Source organism: Cryobacterium sp. 10I5 (genome assembly GCF_035019865.1).
GTDB classification, from domain to species: Bacteria; Actinomycetota; Actinomycetes; order Actinomycetales; family Microbacteriaceae; genus Cryobacterium; species Cryobacterium breve_A.
Genome location: NZ_JASJVI010000028.1, coordinates 24,229 through 40,767, shown reverse-complemented (window position 1 = coordinate 40,767; position 16,539 = coordinate 24,229). Strand labels below are relative to the sequence as shown.

Below are 16,539 nucleotides of genomic sequence, written 5' to 3'. Positions count from 1 at the left end.
TCGTTCAGTCAGGTGGATGCGTCGACGACGCGGGTGTATGGCGGTTCGGGTCTGGGTTTGGCGATCAGTCAGGCGCTCGTGGAGATCATGGGGGGCCGGATCGAGGTCACGAGTACCGTCGGGGTCGGCTCGACCTTCGCATTCACCATCGCCTGGCGGGAAAGCCCGTCTCCGGATCGTCGCGTGACTGAAACGATCTCGCTTTCTGGCCTCCGCGCCCTGATGGTGGACGACAACGAGGCCAACCGTCGGATTCTGTCCGGTCAGCTCTCCCGGTGGGGGATGACATGTACCGTGACGGCGACATCCGCTGAAATGATCGCGGACGCCCGGAACGGCCCGGTTCCCGATATCGCGATCCTCGACATGCAGCTGCCGGGGATGGATGGCGCCGCGGTCGCGCGGGTGCTTCAGGACCTCCCGGGATGGCAGGACACCCCGATGATCCTGCTCACGAGCATGAGCGCGACACTGAGCAAGGCGCGCAAGGCGCCGTTCGCCGCGGTCCTGACGAAGCCGGTGCGCAGCGCGCAACTGCAACGCGTCGTCATCGAAGTGCTCTCCGGCCAGGTCGCTGTGGGTGCCGAAACGCCCGCGCGCGCGGACGCCGTTTCCGGATTGCGGATCCTCCTCGCGGAGGACAACCTCGTCAACCAGAAGGTCGCGCAATTGATGCTCGCCAAGGGCGGTCACCGCGTGGACACCGTCAGTAACGGTCTGGAAGCCGTTCAGGCGGTCCAACTCGGCGACTTCGACGTCGTCCTGATGGACGTGCACATGCCGATCGTGGACGGGCTCGAAGCCACGCGGTTGATCCGGGTACTGGGCGACAGTATCCGCCAGCCCATGATCATCGCGCTGACCGCGAGTGTTACGGCGGAAGCGCGCCGGGCCTGTGCCGACGCGGGCATGGACCAGTACCTCAGCAAACCGATCCGGGTCGAGGAACTCGTGGAGGCCCTTGCCCTCACCATCAGGATTCCGGCGCGTCAGTCCGTTCCGTCCGTGCCCGTGCGTGCCCTCAGCGAGCCGAAAGATGAATCGGTTCCGGTTCCGGTTCCGGTTCCGGTTCCGGTGCCGAGTCCAGAGTCGGAACCCGCAGCCGACGTCCCCGCGAAGCTGGCGGCAGAGAAGGTCCCGGTGCTCGATCCCGAGTTGTTCGGCTACCTCGACGAGATGGGCGCCGAGACCAAGGCCGTTCTGTTGCAACACTTCCTCGACGAAAGCGGCGGCCACCTCGCGGCCCTCCAGGCCGAGCTCGACCGCGGCAACCTGGTGCAGGCCGCGTTCATCGCGCACCGGCTGCGCGGGAGCAGCGCCACGATCGGGGCCAGCTCGCTGGCGGGGGTATGCGGTGAGATCGAAGCCCGCGCCAACGAGGGCGGACGCATCACGGAGGATCACCTGGCCAGGCTGGAGGCCGCCATCGCCGAGGTGACGGCGGTACTCGTGCCCCACCTCGCAGCTACGCTCGACGCGGGGTGACCCTGCTGCTCGTCGAGCAGCATTCCGTTGATTTCCTGACCGCGAGCGGTCGCCGATCGTCGCGGCGCTGAGCGTTGCAGCCGTCTTCGCGGTCGTCGGTATTGCCGTGTACTCGGCGATGACCGGCACCCACGGAGACGAGCGATCGGCCGCTGCGGCGGAGGGACCTGCGACGCAGTCCACTCTGCAGGCGACGTTTGCGGGACTGACGCCCTCGACCGGGGCCCCTGAACTGGAGAGCCTGGGCCGGGTGCACCCTGGCCCGGGTGCGATCGTTGCCGCAACCGGGCACGAATGTACCGGCCACGAATACATCGGCTACAAATGTGCCGGATACGAACGCGGTCGGGTCGGGTGCCTGTGCACTGGCCCGGCCGTCGTCGAATCCCGATGGTCACCATCGGTGCGGTGCGGTGCGGTGAACGTGACGACGTGAGCTTCGTGCGGATCAGAACCGGCCATCAACCGGCAGGACTGGGTTCTTGCTGGTCAGGAGGACGGGTTGATGGTCGGGGTCGAGTCCGGTGGCGGGGTGAGCCAGTACTGGCCGGTGTGGTCTCGGGTGATGTGCCAGTGTTCGTTGTGGAGTCTGAGGTGGTCGGACCGGCAGAGCAGGATCCCGTCGGCCAGGTTCGTCTCGCCGGCGTCGTCTGTCCAGTGTTGGATGTGGTGGGTTTCGGTCCAGGAGGGTGGTCGGTCGCAGCCGGGCCACATGCAGCCGCCGTCGCGAAGGGCGAGGGCGGCGCGTTGAGCGGGGCTGAAGGTGCGTTGTTCGCGGCCGAGGTCGACACCCCTCCCGTGGTCGTCGAAGGTGACGTTCAGGAGTCCGCTGTCGCACCGGTTCCGTTCTAAAGTCTCGGACGAGACGGTGACCGCGGTCCCCTCGATGACACCGGGCTGGAGTGCGGGCGTCTCAGTTTCGGGGCCCGCAGCGGCGTCGGAGGCGAGTGCATCCGCGGCCAGAGTTGGGCCGCCCGTTTCAGTACCACCGGCTGCGGCCCCGATAGACGCGGTGCTGACCTGGGTGGTCCCGGTCGGTGCAGTGCTCGTGGGTGCGGCCCCGGTCGACGCGATCCCTGTGGATGCGGTCTCGGACTGTGAGGCGCCGGTGGGTGTGTTCCCGGTCGGTGCGGCGTCGGTCGCCGCTGGCCCGGCGGGCGACGACCCTGTCGATATCGCCCCGGTGGGTGTGGTGTTCCTGGGGCGGATGGTGACCATGCGCACGGCGGGGCTGCGGCCCCCGGCGATGCGCTTCGGGTCGGCCTTGACCCCGAGTTTGGTCAGGGCGAGGAACGCGTCCGCGGTGAGCTGCTCGGTCGTGCGCGGGTCGTCTTGCACCCGCTTCGCCCACGCGGCCTGCTCCTTGTCGACGAACCGCACCCCGCCCCGGCGGGGGCTCGTGATGGCGTCGTAGGTCTGCATCAGGTATTCGCCGTCTTCCGGGGCGAACAGGCCCACCATGCGCACCTGCCCCGTGTGGAGCCGGTAGAACCGCAGGGACCGGTCGTCGTAGGCGGCTTTCTCGCGGGCGGCGATGCCGGCCTCATCGAGCACGTCCCGCACCCTTCGGGCCCGTTTGAACAACTGGTCCGCGTTCAGGGTCCGTGCCTCGGCGAGGAGCCGGGCAAGGGCGGACGCGAGTTTCTCCGGTGTGATCGCCCGGTCCAGGTCACCGAGACCTTTGCGGAGCGCGTCCGCCTTCTCGACGCTCAGCCAGCCCTCTGCGAGGGCCCGGCCGATCGGGGCGTGCCACGGCGGCACCGCGGCCGGCGGAACCGGCGGAAGGTGCGGGGCCATCCCGTCGAGGGGCGGTTGCTCGCCGTTCCCGCCCTGCCCGTCGAGCCCATCGTTCCCGCCGTGTCCGCCCTGCCCGTCGAGGGGCGGAGTCTCGTCGAACAGCTTCTGCGCCTCGGCGGCTTCCCGGGCGGCCTTCTCGGCGGCATCGGCCTCCGCGAGGAGACGGCCGACCGCGAGCAGCTTGGCCGCGTCACCCTTGCTCGACCCGGAGATGGTCTGAAGCAGGTCTTCCGGGGAGCGGTAACCCTGCCGGGCCGCGAGGCCCTTGCCGCCGAGTTCGGGCCGGGACCGGCGGGCCAGGGTCGCCGCGAACCATGCCGCCTGAGTCTCGAGCGCCCGCCGGGCACCGGCGATCAACACCTGCCCCTCCAACACGGCCTCGTCAGTGAGTGCGTCGACGGCGGCTGACGAGCCACCCAGCCCGGTGACGACATCCGCCATCGACCGCAAGCCGGCGAGCACACCGCCGCCCTGCCCCGGGTTATTTAGTACCGGGCAGCCCTGCCCCGAGTTATCCAGCACCGGGTTATCCAGCACCGGGCCGCCCTGCACCGACTCGCCGAACACCCGGTCGCGATACGGCTGATCGGGTGAAGCGGGTGACTCCGGCATGTTGCTCATGCCCCCACGTTACGACCGACCACCGACACTCTCTGAGCAATGCTCAGGTATGTGGAAACTCCCGTTGATCAGGTATCTGTTGAGGACAGGACCATTCGATCACCCGCCGGCTATTCGTCGTCGGTCTCGGCGCGGGGATGCCGTTTCGTGTCGGTCGGGGGCAGTGCGCCGGGCCTGGTGACCTCCTCGCCGGTTTCGGCGTTGACGGCCGTCTGGCCGGGCGGAAGGTTCGACAGGTCCGGCGCGATCATGGTCGGCATCAGGCCGGAGTCCGGCAGGCCGAACCGTGCAATCGACTCCGCTTCTGTCGTGGCGAGCACGAGGTCGTCGGTCTGGCGTGGCAGGGTGCGGCCGCGGAAGAAATTCGGGTTGATCGCCCACCAGATCAGCATCACGATCACGCCGAGCACCAGAGCGCCGATCCCGACGACGGCGACGGCGCCGATGCCGAAGATCGTGACGTTGTTCCCGTTGTCGTCGGTGAGCCAGTCGACCGTGGCGTACTGCTGCAGCCCGTAGACGAAGGCGGCGGTCAGCATCAGGCCGCCGAGCAGCGGGAAGAGGCCCCGCATGATCACGTTCCGGAACGACGACCACATCGACCTGCGGTAATACCAGACGCACGCGAAACCGGTGAGCCCGTAGTAGAAGGCGATCATCAGGCCGACGGAGCCGATCAGCGCCCCGAGCAGCTGGACACTGATCAGTGTGAAGAGCAGGTAGAACCCGATCGAGATGCCACCCATGGCGAGCGTGGCCCAGGTCGGCGTGAGGTACCGCGGGTGGATCTTCGCGAAGCGCGCGGGCAGGGCGCGGTAGACGCCCATCGACAGCGCCGTGCGTGCGGTCGGCAGGATCGTGGTCTGCGTCGACGCGGAGGCCGAGGTGAGGATCGACGCGGAGAGGAGGAGCATGGCGAGGTTGCCGAGGGTGCTGTCGCCGAACAGGGCCGGCCCGATCGCGGCGAAGACGTCCGCCGAGTTCGCGTCGTTGCCGAGCCCAACGCCGTCGGTGCCGACGCCCGCGAAGGCGACCGCCGCGACCGTCACGAGGGCGTAGGTGCCGAGGAGCAACAGGGTGCTGATGATGGCTGCGCGGCCGGGAGTCTTCGCCGGATCGGCCGTCTCCTCATTGACCGAGACGGCCGTGTCCCAGCCCCAGTAGATGAACACGGCGGTCAGCACGGCCGGGGCGATCACGCTGCCGAAGTCGAGCGTGAACGGGTTGAACCAGTCGAGTGTCGGGGTCAGTGAGTAGCTTTCCGCACTCCCGGTGTAAACGCGGATGAGGGCGAAGACCGCGAAAATGATCAGTACGACGACCTCGATGCCGAGGAGCACGTACTGGATACGGGCGGAGAGTTCGATGCCGCGGTAGCAGATCCAGGTCATGATCACGATCCAGATCACGCCGGCGACCGTCGACCAGAACTGGTCGTTCGCGAGGTCGGCGACACCGGTCAGTCCGAGGTCGCCCATGAACGTGAAAGAGTACGAGCCGGCGACCTGGGCGAGGTTGGCCATCACGATGACGTCTGCGGCGATGATGCCCCAGCCGCCGAGCCAGCCGGTGATCGGGCCGAACGCTCGGGTGGCCCAGGTGAACGTCGTTCCACAGTCAGGTTCCGCCTTGTTGAGTTCCTGGTATGCGACGGCGATGAGGTACATCGGCACGAAGGCGAGAAGTACGATCCCCGGCGCCTTGACGCCCGCGAGGAGGGCTCCGCCGCTTGCGACAATGAAGCCGAGGCTCGCGGCGAGACTGTACGCGGGGGCGGTCGACGCCATTCCGACGACCACGCTCGACAGCAGGCCGAGCGCCCCGCCTTTCAGGCCCTTGCTGTCGACCTGGTCGGAACGTTTCTCGCCGGCTTGGGACGAAGCGCTATCGGTCATCAGTACTCCCCACAGGAGGGCCGACCGGGGTCGGCAACAGGGCGGAACAGGACGAACGCGGTCCCTCAGCGGTGAGCGATCGTGATTGACACCGTTCTACCCCTGTTTCCCGCGGCCCGCACCTGCCGAATGTTCCGGTTTCGCATGTTTCTGGGCCGCGGGAGGGACCCTCGATCACCAGTCGGGCAGGAATTCCTGCCAGACCGCCCGCCGGTCCCCGCGGGGATCCGACTCGACGCGGTCCGCCGCGTCGATGATGAGGGTCAGACGGTCCTCCTCGGTGAAGCGGGGCCAGCCTGCGTCGGGACGGCCCGTGACCGCGAAGTGCAGCCAGTTCCGGCGCATCCGCTCGCCCGCGTTGATGAAGTGCTCGCGACCGCCGAGCACGCTCATGATCCGGGCGACGGGCAGGTCGGCCTGGTCGAACAGCGCGAAGAGCTCGATGCCGTGGGTCGCGCCGAAGCCGAGCATGTGCATCAGACGCGGCGCGAGGTCGAAACGGTAGACGTACACCGGCGCGATCCTCGAGTGCAGCTCGCCGAGCTGCAGGCTCGGATACCAGAACACGAAGTCGCTGCCGAAATCGACGGAGCCTCGCAACGGCGACAACCCCGCGTACGCCGCGCGCATCGCCTCGTGCGCGCTCTCCGGCGCCTGGTCGAAGATGGCGTTGATCCGGGGAGCCGAGCGCGGCAGAATGTCGACCCTGCCGCGGAAGAGGGTGCCTTCCCTCTCGTTGGAGCCGATGATGAGCGGGACCCGGTGTTCGCGGCCGGCGCGGAAGGCGTCGACCGGGCGTTCCGGCAGGAAGTCCCCGTCGACGACGGGCACGAGGCAGAAGGTGCCCGGGTTCGAGTCCGGGGTCCGAGTCTGCACCGCGACGGCGGCCTGGGAGATCACGTCGGCCGGTGCCATCGTGAGCAGCTGGTCCGGCGCCAGGCCGACCGCTCCGGCGTCGGCTTCCGTGAGCGTGCGCAACTCCTCGACGACCTCCTCGGCCCAGGCATCCGTGAGTTCGCGCGAGAACGCGGCGTTCGATGGCGAGCTCTGGGCGATTGCGCGCGCGAAGAGCCCCTCGGCCGCCGGCGTCGCCATCAGCGTGACGACCGCGTTTCCACCCGCGGATTCCCCGAACACGGTGACGTTGTTCGGGTTACCGCCGAAGGCGCGGATGTTGTCCCGCACCCAGCGGAGGGCGGCAACCTGGTCGCGCAACCCGAGATTGCTCTCGAGAGGGTGCTCCGGTGTCGAGTACCGGGTGAAGTCGATGTAGCCGAGCGCCCCCAGGCGGTAGTTGAAGCTCACGTAGACGATGCGGCCGCTCCGCACGAAGCGCTCGCCGCGGCCGGTGAAGTCCTGGGAGGAACCCACGCTGTAGCCGCCGCCGTGAATGAATACCATCACCGGCATGCCGAGGCGCCGTGGGTGCGCCGCGGCCGGTCGAATGACGTTGATGGTCAGGCAGTCTTCTCCCGAGGGCCTGCGCGGCCCGTGCGCGCGAAACTGCCCGCGGTGCGGTTGCGAGGCGATCTTGCCGAACTTCGAGGCGTCACGGATGCCCGTCCACGGTTCCACGGGACGCGGCGCCCGGAAGCGCCCTTCGCCGACCGGCGGCGCCGCATACGGGATCCCTCGCCAGGCCAGGATCCCGTCCTCGTGCACCCCGCGCACGAGCCCGCCGGTGACGCGGACGTCGAGTCGTCCCCGGGGGAGTGCAACGGAGCGCAGGGGCATTCCCAGACCCGGGTCGGCGCCCGGGTGCGGTTCGTCGTCGAGGGTCACTGCTGTGGACATGCGCTCCTCCTCGGGGGACTGTTCTGGAGTTGTCTGGGTCCTTTAGGTCGGCGGTGATCGTGCGGGGTTCGGGGCGGCGGGCCGGTTGCCGGGTCAGCGGTACTCGGGGTTGGGTTCGAAGCCGAAACGCTCCCCGGAGTCCCAGTCCTTGCGGAGATTCCCAAAGGCGGGGAAGCCGCCGTTGGCCTTCAGAATCGCCGCGAGGTGCATCAGGTTCCAGGTCATGAAGGTTGTGTTGCGGTTGGTGAAGTCATTTCCGGGGCCGCCGGACCCGGCATCCAGGTAGCTCGGCCCCGGCCCGATCTCGCCGATCCAGCCGGCGTCCGCGGCGGGCGGGATCGAGTATCCGATGTGCTGCAGGCTGTAGAGGATGTTCGACGAGCAGTGCTTCACGCCGTCCTCGTTGCCGGTGATGATGGCGCCGCCGACCTTGCCGTAGTAGACGTACTGGCCCTTGTCGTTGAACTCCCCGCTCATCGCGTAGAGCCGCTCGATCACGCGCTTCGTCACGGAACTGTTGTCGCCGAGCCAGATCGGGCCACCGATCACGAGGATGTCCGCGGTCCTGACCTTGTCGAAGAGCGCCGGCCAGGCATCCGTCTTCCAGCCGTGCTCGGTCATGTCGGGATAGACGCCGGTCGCGATGTCATGGTCGATCGCCCGGATCGTCTCGGCGTACACGCCCTGCTCGTGCATCAGGTTCATGCTCAGGTCGATGATCGCCTGGGTATTGCTGGCTTCGGGGCTGCGCTTGAGCGTGCAGTTGATGAACAGGGCACGCAGTCCGGAGTAGTCGTAGGAGGCCTGGGTGTTGCGGCTCGGGGTCATGGCGCCAGTGTGGCACCTGCTCCGCGCACCGGCTACCCCGGGTGCGGGTTCACTTCAACCGGGATTCGGGGTTGAATTGCCGGGTGACTCCTCGCGAACGCCGTATCCTGATCGTCGCCATCCTCTCCTCCTTCGTCGCCTTTCTCGACGGTTCGATCATCAACGTCGCACTCCCCGCGATCTCGCGCGAACTCGGCGGCGGACTCACCCTGCAGCAGTGGGTCGTCGACGGCTACCTGCTCTCCCTCGGCGCCCTGATCCTCGTGGCCGGCTCACTCTCGGACACCTTCGGCCGAATCCGCGTGCTGCGGGTCGGCCTGATCTGGTTCGGGATCACCTCGCTCGCGTGCGCCGTCGCTCCCTGGGGCGCCGCGCTCGTCGTCGCGCGCATCCTGCAGGGCGCTGCAGCCGCCCTGCTCGTCCCGAGCTCCCTCGCACTCATCACCTCGACGTTCAGCGGACCGGCCCAGGGCCGGGCGATCGGAGCCTGGACCGGCTGGACCGGCATCGCGGGCATCGCCGGCCCCATCCTCGGCGGCATCCTCGTCGACACGAGCAGTTGGCGACTCGTCTTCGCGATCAACGTGCTGCCGATCGTGGTGACCCTCATCGTGCTCGCCGGGGTGCGGGAACCGGCGCGCACCGGTCCGGCTGCCCGGATCGACGTCGCCGGTGCCTGCCTCGCCGTCGTCGGCCTGGGCGGTCCCGTCTTCGCGCTCATCGAGCAGGGCAGGCTCGGCTGGGGCAGCCCCGTCGTCTTCCTGCCTCTTGTCATCGGGTTGCTTTCCCTCGCCGCCTTCATCTGGTGGGAGGCCCGCGCACCGCACCCGATGATGCCCCTCGGCCTCTTCCGGGCGCGCAATTTCTGGGCGGGCAACCTCGCGACCGTCGGCATCTACGGCGCCCTGAGCCTCGGCTTCTTCATCTTCGCCGTCTACCTGCAGCAGGTCGGTGGCCTCTCGGCGACGAGCGCGGGACTCGCGGGCATCCCGGCGACCCTGATGATGCTGTTCTTCTCGACGCTGTTCGGCGGGCTTGCGGGCCGGTTCGGCCCGCGGCTCTTCATGACCCTGGGCCCGATCGTGGCAGGCAGCGGTTTCCTCCTCCTCACCCTCGCCGTTCCCCCGGTGGATGTCTGGCGCACCGTGATCCCCGGCATCGCCGTCGTGGGCCTCGGGCTCGCCATCACGGTGGCGCCCCTGACCGGCGCCGTGCTCGGCTCCATCCACCCGGAGCAGGCCGGAATCGGCTCGGCGATCAACAACGCCGTCTCCCGGGTCGCCGGACTCATCATGATCGCCCTCGCCGGCACGATCGCCGGTGAGCAGCTCGGCGTCGCCGGGTTCCAGCGGGTCCTTGTGGTCACCGCCTCCCTGATGTTCGCCGGCGCCCTCGTCTCCTGGCTCGGCATCCGCACCCCGAAGAGCGTGGCGGATGCCGCGACACCGGTGGCAAGCGAGCACACTTAAGCGCTGCATCCGGTGTCTCTCGCAAGCCCTCGAACGGGAGGGGCCCGGAAATCTGTTATAGTTTCTAAGTTGTCTTCGCGAAGGATTTCGCCTGGCACATGCGCTCGTAGCTCAACGGATAGAGCATCTGACTACGGATCAGAAGGTTGGGGGTTCGAATCCCTTCGGGCGCACAGTATGAAAGCGGCTCACTTCGGTGGGCCGCTTCTTTTTTTCCGCCGCGGTATTCCCAGCGACCCTTTTCCCGGCAGGGTCGGAGGGGGAGACTGTCCGCATCAGGACAGTCGAGCGAGGGAGACCTCTATGAAGACCTATCCAAGCGAGCGGTGGGTTCGCGCGTTCGTCGGGGATGTGACACTGGTGGAGAGCCGCGACCCACTCCTGTTCTGGGAGGACGGCTTTCCCGTTCCCGGCTATGCGTTCTCTCCGGCGACCATCGATATGACACGGCTCTCCGAGTCCGGTGCGGCGCCGGAGCGCGGCGGCTTCGACTTCTTCGGCCCGAAGGGCCAGGTGCAGACGTGGTTCGATGTCGTCGTGGGTGGGCGGGTGATTCCACACGCAGCGTGGATGCTCGCCGGCCTCGGCGACCGGATCGTGTTCAGTTGGCGTCCGGGCGGGATCGACCGGTGGCAGGAGGAGGATATCGTCGTCAGGTCTCATCCGCGGGACCCGTTCCACCGCGTCGATGCTCTGCCGAGCAGTCGGCACGTTCAGGTGTCGGCGAACGATGTCCTCCTGGCCGAGAGTCGGCACCCGGTGCTCCTATTCGAAACGGGGCTCCCAACGCGCTTCTACCTCCCGCAGGCCGACGTCAGGCTTGAGTTGCTCCGGGCGACGACCACGACCAGCGTCTGCGCCTATAAGGGGCAGGCCGATCAGTACTGGGATGTTGTCGACGACCCGAACCTCGCGAACGTCGCCTGGAGCTATACCCGGCCGTCTGCCGCTGTAGCGGAGATTGCGGGCCTCGTCGCGTTCTACAACGAACGGGTCGACATCACTGTCGATGGGGTGGCTCTGGGGCGCCCGGTGAGTCCGTTCAGCGATCCGGCGCAGCGCCCCTCGTAGGGCCCGTGTGCGATCCTCCGTGACGTGACCGGCCGACCACCCCGCATCGCGCCGCGAGTCACTCGCCCAAGCGGCCCGGCGGAGCGGCGCGCACCTGCATCCGCTCGCCCTGACGGCCGAAGAGGGTGAGGAACTCGACGTCGCCAGGTCCGACCCTCCCGAACCAGTGCGGCGTGCGGGTATCGAACTCGGCGGCCTCCCCGGCCGGGAGCACGAGGTCGTGCGTGCCGAGCACGAGCCGCAGCCGGCCGCGGAGCACGTAGATCCACTCGTATCCCTCGTGCACTTTCGGATCCGGATCCCGCTCCGCCACCGAGGCCAGGATCAGGTGTTTGAACGCCTGGGGCCCGCCACTGCCGCCGCGGGACAGCGGCACGATCGTCTGGTCGCGATGCCGGGTCGGTCGCAAGTGGATGCGCGGGTCACCCGTCTCCGGTGCCCCGACCAGCTCGTCGAGCGGGACGCCGTAGGCCCGAGCCAGCGGCAACAGGAGTTCGAGCGCGGGACGCCGCTGCCCGGATTCGAGCCGGGACAGTGTGCTGACCGAGATGCCGGTGGCGCGAGACAGTTCGGCAAGTGTCATCCCGTGCTCGCTGCGCCGCGCGCGCAGGAGCGGGCCGACGGCGGCGAGCATCGTCTCCGTCGTGGGGGAAGTGTCGTCCATGGGTTGATCTTGCCACTTCGGCAAACGAGCTTGGCGATTCCGTCGATCCAGGCCGAGCATCGGAGCAGGAGGTCTGCCATGACACACGAGGAACACCCGTTCGGCCGCGACTATTGGGAAGAGCGCTACGCCGCTCCCGGTCTGGCCTGGAGTGGGGACCCGAACCCCGTGCTGGTTGCCGAAGCCACGTCACTCACCCCGGGCAGAGCCCTCGACATCGGCAGCGGGGAAGGCGGCGACGCACTCTGGCTGGCGATGAGCGGGTGGCAGGTCACCGGTGTCGACATTTCCACGAACGCGCTCGCCAAGGCGCGTGCCCGGGCGGAGTCCGTCGACGGACGTGCCGCGGCGCGCATCCGCTGGGAGCAGCACGACCTGACGTCCTGGTCGCCGGAGCCTCGGTCGTTCGACCTCGTCTCGCCCCAGTTCATGCACCTGCCCGGGTTCGCCCGGAGCATTCTGTTCCGGGCCCTCGCGGAGGCCGTCGCACCAGGTGGCACGCTGCTCATCGTCGGTCACGACGTCTCAGAAGCCGATGCCGGCGAGCACCGGGCTCACTTCCGAGAGCTGATGTTCGGGGTCGACGACGTGCGTGCCGCAATCGACGGCGCGGAGCTCGAGGTTGATCTGGCCGAATCGCGCGAGCGGGACGCCCCCGCCGCCCACGACAGCGTGACTCGGGTGCGAGACGTGGTGGTCAGGGCGACCCGGCCGGTCAGGCCTCCGGCAGCAGGATGAACGGCGTCCGGCCGTGGGTCACACCGTTCACCTGCAACTCGACGGCGTGCTCCCCCGGGTAGTAGCGGCGGGTCGTGATCGGCCGGAGTGAATGGCCCTTGGACAGCAGGACAAGCTCGCCGGGCGCAAGGGTCAGGGTCGTGAGCTTGAACGTCTTGCCGCTGAGGGTGCCGTTCGCCTTCTGGTGGTGCACGACGTAGTCGACCGCCAGGCGGGTGGCCACCCGGGCATTGTTGCGGATGCTGGCGGTGAAGTCGACCGTTCCCCCGAACGCCACCTTCGCCTCGGCCAGCACCGGGCCGGCCACGGTCACGTCGGCGGCATGGAAGCCGAGCTGGGCGAGCGCGGCCGGGTGGCCCCGCTTCACGAGGGTGCGCAGCGCGTGCCGCACGAGTCTGGCGGTGTGCTCGTCCGGTTCGGCGAGCCAGGCGGCCGTCGCGGCGACCGCGAGCTCCGGATGCTGCCTGCTGAGGTCGTTGAGATGGTTGGCGACCGACCGGCGCACGGCCTCGTCCGCGTCGCGGTAGAGCGCGTGCAGGATCGGCAGCGTCGCGGTCGGTTCGGCGAGGATGCCGGGAACGCGCCGGGCCCACGGCAGGAACGGCCGGGTACCCTCTGTCGCGAGCCGGCGCACGTCAGCGTCGGCCGACGCGGTCCAGCCCAGCACGACCGGGAGCGCACGGTCGAGGTCGTGGTCGAGCAGCAACCGAATGGCGAACTCGGAACTGAGCCGGCCCGTGAGCTCGGCGAGCATGCCCAGGGCGTCGTCGAAGGCGGCATCCGTGCCCGCCCCGATGCCCTTGACCGCGATCGCTGTCGACACCGGCCAGATCAGCCAGCCGGTGAACGGCAGGGTCCCCGAGGCGGCGGCGCGCAGCGTCGCGGCGAACGTTTCGTAGTCGCCGGGCAGGTCGGCCAGCAGGGCGTCGCGCAACAGGTCACTCCGCTCTCGAAGCGAGAATGGGCCGAGAATCTCGGTGGCTTCGCGCAGGGCGGTGAGTGACGCGTGCGGCTTGACGGCCTGGATCGCCGCGGTGAGGGCGACCGCGGTCGGCACTCCGATGAGTTGGTCGGCGAAGGGCATGGGACTCCTGGTGCTGGTGTAGCGGTGTACCCCACCAGCGTGCCAGATTGCGGTCGCGCCGGACACCCCTCCGGTCTCAGCAGGCCGCGCCCGAAACGGCGGGCGCGGTGTGCCGAAACGGGCGCGGGCGCGGTCGTGAGCCGCCGAAACCGGCGCGGGCGCGGTGCCCGTCACAGCGAGAAGCGGATGCCTCAGGCCCGGCCGGCGGGCGCGCTCGCACCGCGGCGCCGAAGGGCCGCAGCCCCCTCCCGGACCCCGAGGAACAGGACCGCGGCACCGAGCACGAAGGCCCAGTCCAGGACGCCGAGCCCGCTCGTGCCGAAGAAACCCGCGACCAGCGGCACGTAGACGATCACGAGCATGATCGTGATGGCGAGGGACACGGCATACCAGAATGACGGGTTGGCGAACTGGTACCTCGTGAAGAACCCGTGCACGCTGCGGCGCTGAATGATGCTGACGAGCTGGCAGACCATGATCGTGACGTAGGTGGTCGACATCGCCTCGGCGAGCAGTACGGCGGGCACCGGCCGGCTGAACGGGTCGATTCCGTTCCGGCTGAAGAACACCAGGTAGTTGACCATGGCGAAGACCCCGATCAGGGACCCGCACCACAGCACGTCGACGATCGAGCGTCCGTTGAGGATCCGCGCGCGGGAATCCCGGGGCGGGTCTTTCATCGTCTCCCCTTCGGCGGGGTCCTTGCCGAGCGCCGCGATCGGGAAGATCTCCCCGAGCAGGTCTATCGCGAGGATCTGCAGCACGTTCAGGGCGAGGGGCACGCCGAACAGGGAGGCCAGAGCCAGACTCGCGGTGTTGACGACGAACTCGGCGATGTTCGAGGTCAGGCAGCTGAGCACGCCCTTGGTGATGTTGCGGTAGATCGTCCGACCCTCTGCGATCGCATTCACGAGGGTTGCGAAGCTGTCGTCGAGCAGCACGATCTCTGCGGCCTGCTTGGCCACGTCCGTCCCGGAGGCGCCCATCGCGACCCCGATGTTCGCGTGACGCAATGCGGGCGCGTCGTTGATGCCGTCGCCGGTGACGGCGACGATGTGCCCGGAGGCCTTGACGAGGTCGACGATTCGCACCTTGTCCTCCGGTGCGACCCGGCTGAACACCGTGCCGCCGCCGAGTGCGTGACGGAGGACCTCGGCATCGGGCATCGTCGCGAGCTCCGCGCCGGTGACGATGCTGAGACCGTCGTCGCCGGAGAGCCCGGCCTGATGTGCGATGGCCTCGGCCGTGAGGGAGAAGTCGCCCGTGACGATGTTGACCTTCACGCCTGCGGCGAGAACGGTCGTCATGGCGGCGGGGACGGCGTTGCGGATCGGGTCCTGCATCGAGACGAGTCCCAGGATGGTCAGGTCACGTTCGATGACGCCGATATCGGCGCTGGCGGCATCCGCTTCGGTGAGCACGCGCGTCGCGAAGACGAGGTTGCGGAGTGCCCGGCCCGCCTTCTCGGTGTGCCGGGCGAGCAGCGCCGCCCGGTCGGCGTCCGTGATCGGGCGCACGGCGCTGCCGTCGTCGATCAGGCCGGCCCGGGCGAGGAGACTCTCCGGAGCGCCCTTCGAGTACGCGGTGACGCCTCCGGCCGGATCCCGGCGGATGCTCGTCATAAGTTTTCGGGTGGAGTCGAACGGCAGTTCGCCGATCTCGGGGGAGCCCGCGCGCAGGGCATCGAGGTCGATTCCTGCCTTGCCTGCCACGACGAGGAGTGCGCCCTCCGTCGGGTCGCCCAGGATCCGCCAGCCGTCGTCCCCGGCCGGGGCGACCAGGCGGGCGTTGTTCGCGAAGACCCCGACGGTGAGGAACGCGCGCAGCCGGGCCGTCGCCGTGTCGCTCCGGGACTCCGGTTCGATGACGCCGACCGGTGCGTAGCCGATTCCGGTGACCCGGTAGTCGGCGCCGCCGACCACGAGTTCGCTGACCGTCATCTCGTTCTTGGTGAGCGTGCCGGTCTTGTCGGTGCAGATCACGTGCGTCGCCCCGAGCGTCTCGACCGAGCTGAGCTTCTTGACGAGGGCGTTCTGCCGGGCGAGGGTCCCCGCGGCGGCGGCGAGCGCGGTATTGACCTCGGCGGGCAACCCCTGCGGGATCAGGGCGCAGGCGAATCCGACGGCGAAGAGCATCGCCTCTCGGAGCGGCAGCTCGGACTGCACGGCAACGACCAGCACGACGAGAGACACCACGGCGACGCCGTACGTGACGTACTTCGCGATCTTGCCCGTCTCCACCTGCAGCGGGCTGCGGGTCTGCGGGGCCGACTGGCTGAGACGCGCGATTCGCCCCAGCTCCGTGTGCATCCCGGTCGCCGTGACGAGGCCGAGCGCCTCACCGGTCGCAACGCTGGTGCCCGCGAACGCCAGGTTGCGGCGGTCCGCGAGCGGCACGTCGTGCGGGATAGGTCGCGCGTACTTGCGGGTCGGGTCGCTCTCACCCGTCAGGGCGAAATCGTTGGTGGAAAAGGCGGTGGTGTCGACCAGTCGTACGTCCGCGGGCACGGAAATACCTTCGGTCAGCCGCACCACGTCCCCTGGAACGAGCGCCCGGGATTCGATCTCGGTGAGGACGCCGTCCCGATAGACCTGACTGGTCGGGTCGACGAGCCTTTCGAGCGCCTCCATGGTCTTCTCCGCGCGGTTCTCCTGCACGAAACCGATCAGGGTATTGAAGCCGACGAGGGCGACGAGAACGCCGGCAGTGCCGAGGTCGCCGAGGAACCCCGTGATGGCGGCGCTCGCGAGGAGCAGCACGATCATCCAGTCCGCGAACTGGCGCAGGTAGCGAGTCAGTGTGGATTCCTTCTTGAGCGCGACGATCGCGTTGGAACCCGCAGCGAGCCGCCGCTCGTCCGCCGCGCCGGTCGTCAGCCCAGAGCGGGAGCTTTCGAATGCTCTGAGCACCTCATCAGCCGTTTCCCGATAGATCGATGCGGCGGGGTCAGCGGAATCGGCAGGGTGGAGCTGCGGCAAGCTCATAGCCCAAGGCTACGCTTCGGCCCGGGCGGCGGAGGCCGGGGCACACCAGCCCGGGGTGGCCGGACGGACGTGCAGGGCCTGTGGACCGGGCGTACGCTGTGCTCGTCGG

At 68.6% G+C, this 16,539-nt stretch carries 11 protein-coding genes and 1 tRNA gene; 5 read left to right on the top strand and 7 right to left on the bottom strand.

Features of this window, described 5'->3' with window-relative positions:
- On the top strand, positions 1–1,485 hold a 1,485-nt coding region (locus QN350_RS09430), incomplete at its 5' end, for a response regulator (RefSeq protein ID WP_323516248.1).
- Positions 1,486–1,974: 489 nt separating this feature from the next.
- Here the strand turns inward: QN350_RS09430 and QN350_RS09425 are convergent.
- From QN350_RS09425 to QN350_RS09410, 4 genes are all read right to left on the bottom strand, one after another.
- Positions 1,975–3,903, bottom strand: coding sequence for an HNH endonuclease signature motif containing protein (locus tag QN350_RS09425; protein ID WP_323516245.1), 1,929 nt, complete (start codon positions 3,901–3,903; stop codon positions 1,975–1,977).
- A 110-nt stretch (positions 3,904–4,013) separates the two neighbouring features.
- Positions 4,014–5,798, bottom strand: coding sequence for an APC family permease (locus QN350_RS09420; protein ID WP_322138296.1), 1,785 nt, complete (start codon positions 5,796–5,798; stop codon positions 4,014–4,016).
- Between the two features lie 174 nt (positions 5,799–5,972).
- Positions 5,973–7,592, bottom strand: a complete 1,620-nt coding sequence (locus tag QN350_RS09415; RefSeq protein ID WP_322138295.1) for a carboxylesterase/lipase family protein — start codon at positions 7,590–7,592, stop codon at positions 5,973–5,975.
- A gap of 93 nt (positions 7,593–7,685) precedes the next feature.
- Positions 7,686–8,420: a flavodoxin family protein gene (locus QN350_RS09410; protein WP_322138294.1), complete on the bottom strand. Its 735-nt coding sequence runs from the start codon at positions 8,418–8,420 to the stop codon at positions 7,686–7,688.
- An 83-nt stretch (positions 8,421–8,503) separates the two neighbouring features.
- Here QN350_RS09410 and QN350_RS09405 point away from each other — a divergent pair, with 83 nt between their 5' ends.
- The 3 genes from QN350_RS09405 to QN350_RS09395 all read left to right on the top strand — a co-directional run bounded on the left by QN350_RS09405 (position 8,504) and on the right by QN350_RS09395 (position 10,960).
- Complete coding sequence (locus QN350_RS09405; RefSeq protein WP_322138293.1) at positions 8,504–9,889, top strand: MFS transporter; 1,386 nt, start codon at positions 8,504–8,506, stop codon at positions 9,887–9,889.
- A 100-nt stretch (positions 9,890–9,989) separates the two neighbouring features.
- Positions 9,990–10,062: transfer RNA gene (locus QN350_RS09400), tRNA-Arg, on the top strand.
- Between the two features lie 130 nt (positions 10,063–10,192).
- Positions 10,193–10,960, top strand: a complete 768-nt coding sequence (locus QN350_RS09395; protein WP_322138292.1) for a DUF427 domain-containing protein — start codon at positions 10,193–10,195, stop codon at positions 10,958–10,960.
- A gap of 58 nt (positions 10,961–11,018) precedes the next feature.
- On the opposite strand, the gene QN350_RS09390 is transcribed toward QN350_RS09395, so the two are convergent.
- The gene (locus QN350_RS09390; protein ID WP_322138291.1) at positions 11,019–11,624 is read right to left on the bottom strand and encodes an XRE family transcriptional regulator; all 606 of its coding nucleotides are present in this window, start codon (positions 11,622–11,624) and stop codon (positions 11,019–11,021) included.
- Positions 11,625–11,702: 78 nt separating this feature from the next.
- On the opposite strand from QN350_RS09390, the gene QN350_RS09385 reads away from it, so the two are divergent.
- A complete protein-coding gene (locus tag QN350_RS09385; RefSeq protein WP_322138290.1) occupies positions 11,703–12,362 on the top strand; it encodes a class I SAM-dependent methyltransferase in 660 nt (219 codons plus the stop codon).
- Here the strand turns inward: QN350_RS09385 and QN350_RS09380 are convergent.
- Together QN350_RS09380 and QN350_RS09375 are read right to left on the bottom strand one after the other, a co-directional pair.
- Positions 12,340–13,446, bottom strand: coding sequence for a DNA alkylation repair protein (locus QN350_RS09380; RefSeq protein WP_322138289.1), 1,107 nt, complete (start codon positions 13,444–13,446; stop codon positions 12,340–12,342). The two genes, QN350_RS09385 and QN350_RS09380, sit on opposite strands and share 23 nt — an antisense overlap.
- A 191-nt stretch (positions 13,447–13,637) precedes the next feature.
- Positions 13,638–16,430: a cation-transporting P-type ATPase gene (locus tag QN350_RS09375; protein ID WP_322138288.1), complete on the bottom strand. Its 2,793-nt coding sequence runs from the start codon at positions 16,428–16,430 to the stop codon at positions 13,638–13,640.
- Positions 16,431–16,539: the final 109 nt, after the last annotated feature.

Coding starts and splice junctions, on each gene's coding strand:
- QN350_RS09395 (WP_322138292.1), top strand. CDS start 10,193: ATGAAGACCTATCCAAGCGAGCGGTGGGTTCGCGCGTTCGTCGGGGAT.
- QN350_RS09390 (WP_322138291.1), bottom strand. CDS start 11,624: ATGGACGACACTTCCCCCACGACGGAGACGATGCTCGCCGCCGTCGGC.
- QN350_RS09425 (WP_323516245.1), bottom strand. CDS start 3,903: ATGAGCAACATGCCGGAGTCACCCGCTTCACCCGATCAGCCGTATCGC.
- QN350_RS09410 (WP_322138294.1), bottom strand. CDS start 8,420: ATGACCCCGAGCCGCAACACCCAGGCCTCCTACGACTACTCCGGACTG.
- QN350_RS09380 (WP_322138289.1), bottom strand. CDS start 13,446: ATGCCCTTCGCCGACCAACTCATCGGAGTGCCGACCGCGGTCGCCCTC.
- QN350_RS09420 (WP_322138296.1), bottom strand. CDS start 5,798: ATGACCGATAGCGCTTCGTCCCAAGCCGGCGAGAAACGTTCCGACCAG.
- QN350_RS09415 (WP_322138295.1), bottom strand. CDS start 7,592: ATGTCCACAGCAGTGACCCTCGACGACGAACCGCACCCGGGCGCCGAC.
- QN350_RS09375 (WP_322138288.1), bottom strand. CDS start 16,430: ATGAGCTTGCCGCAGCTCCACCCTGCCGATTCCGCTGACCCCGCCGCA.
- QN350_RS09385 (WP_322138290.1), top strand. CDS start 11,703: ATGACACACGAGGAACACCCGTTCGGCCGCGACTATTGGGAAGAGCGC.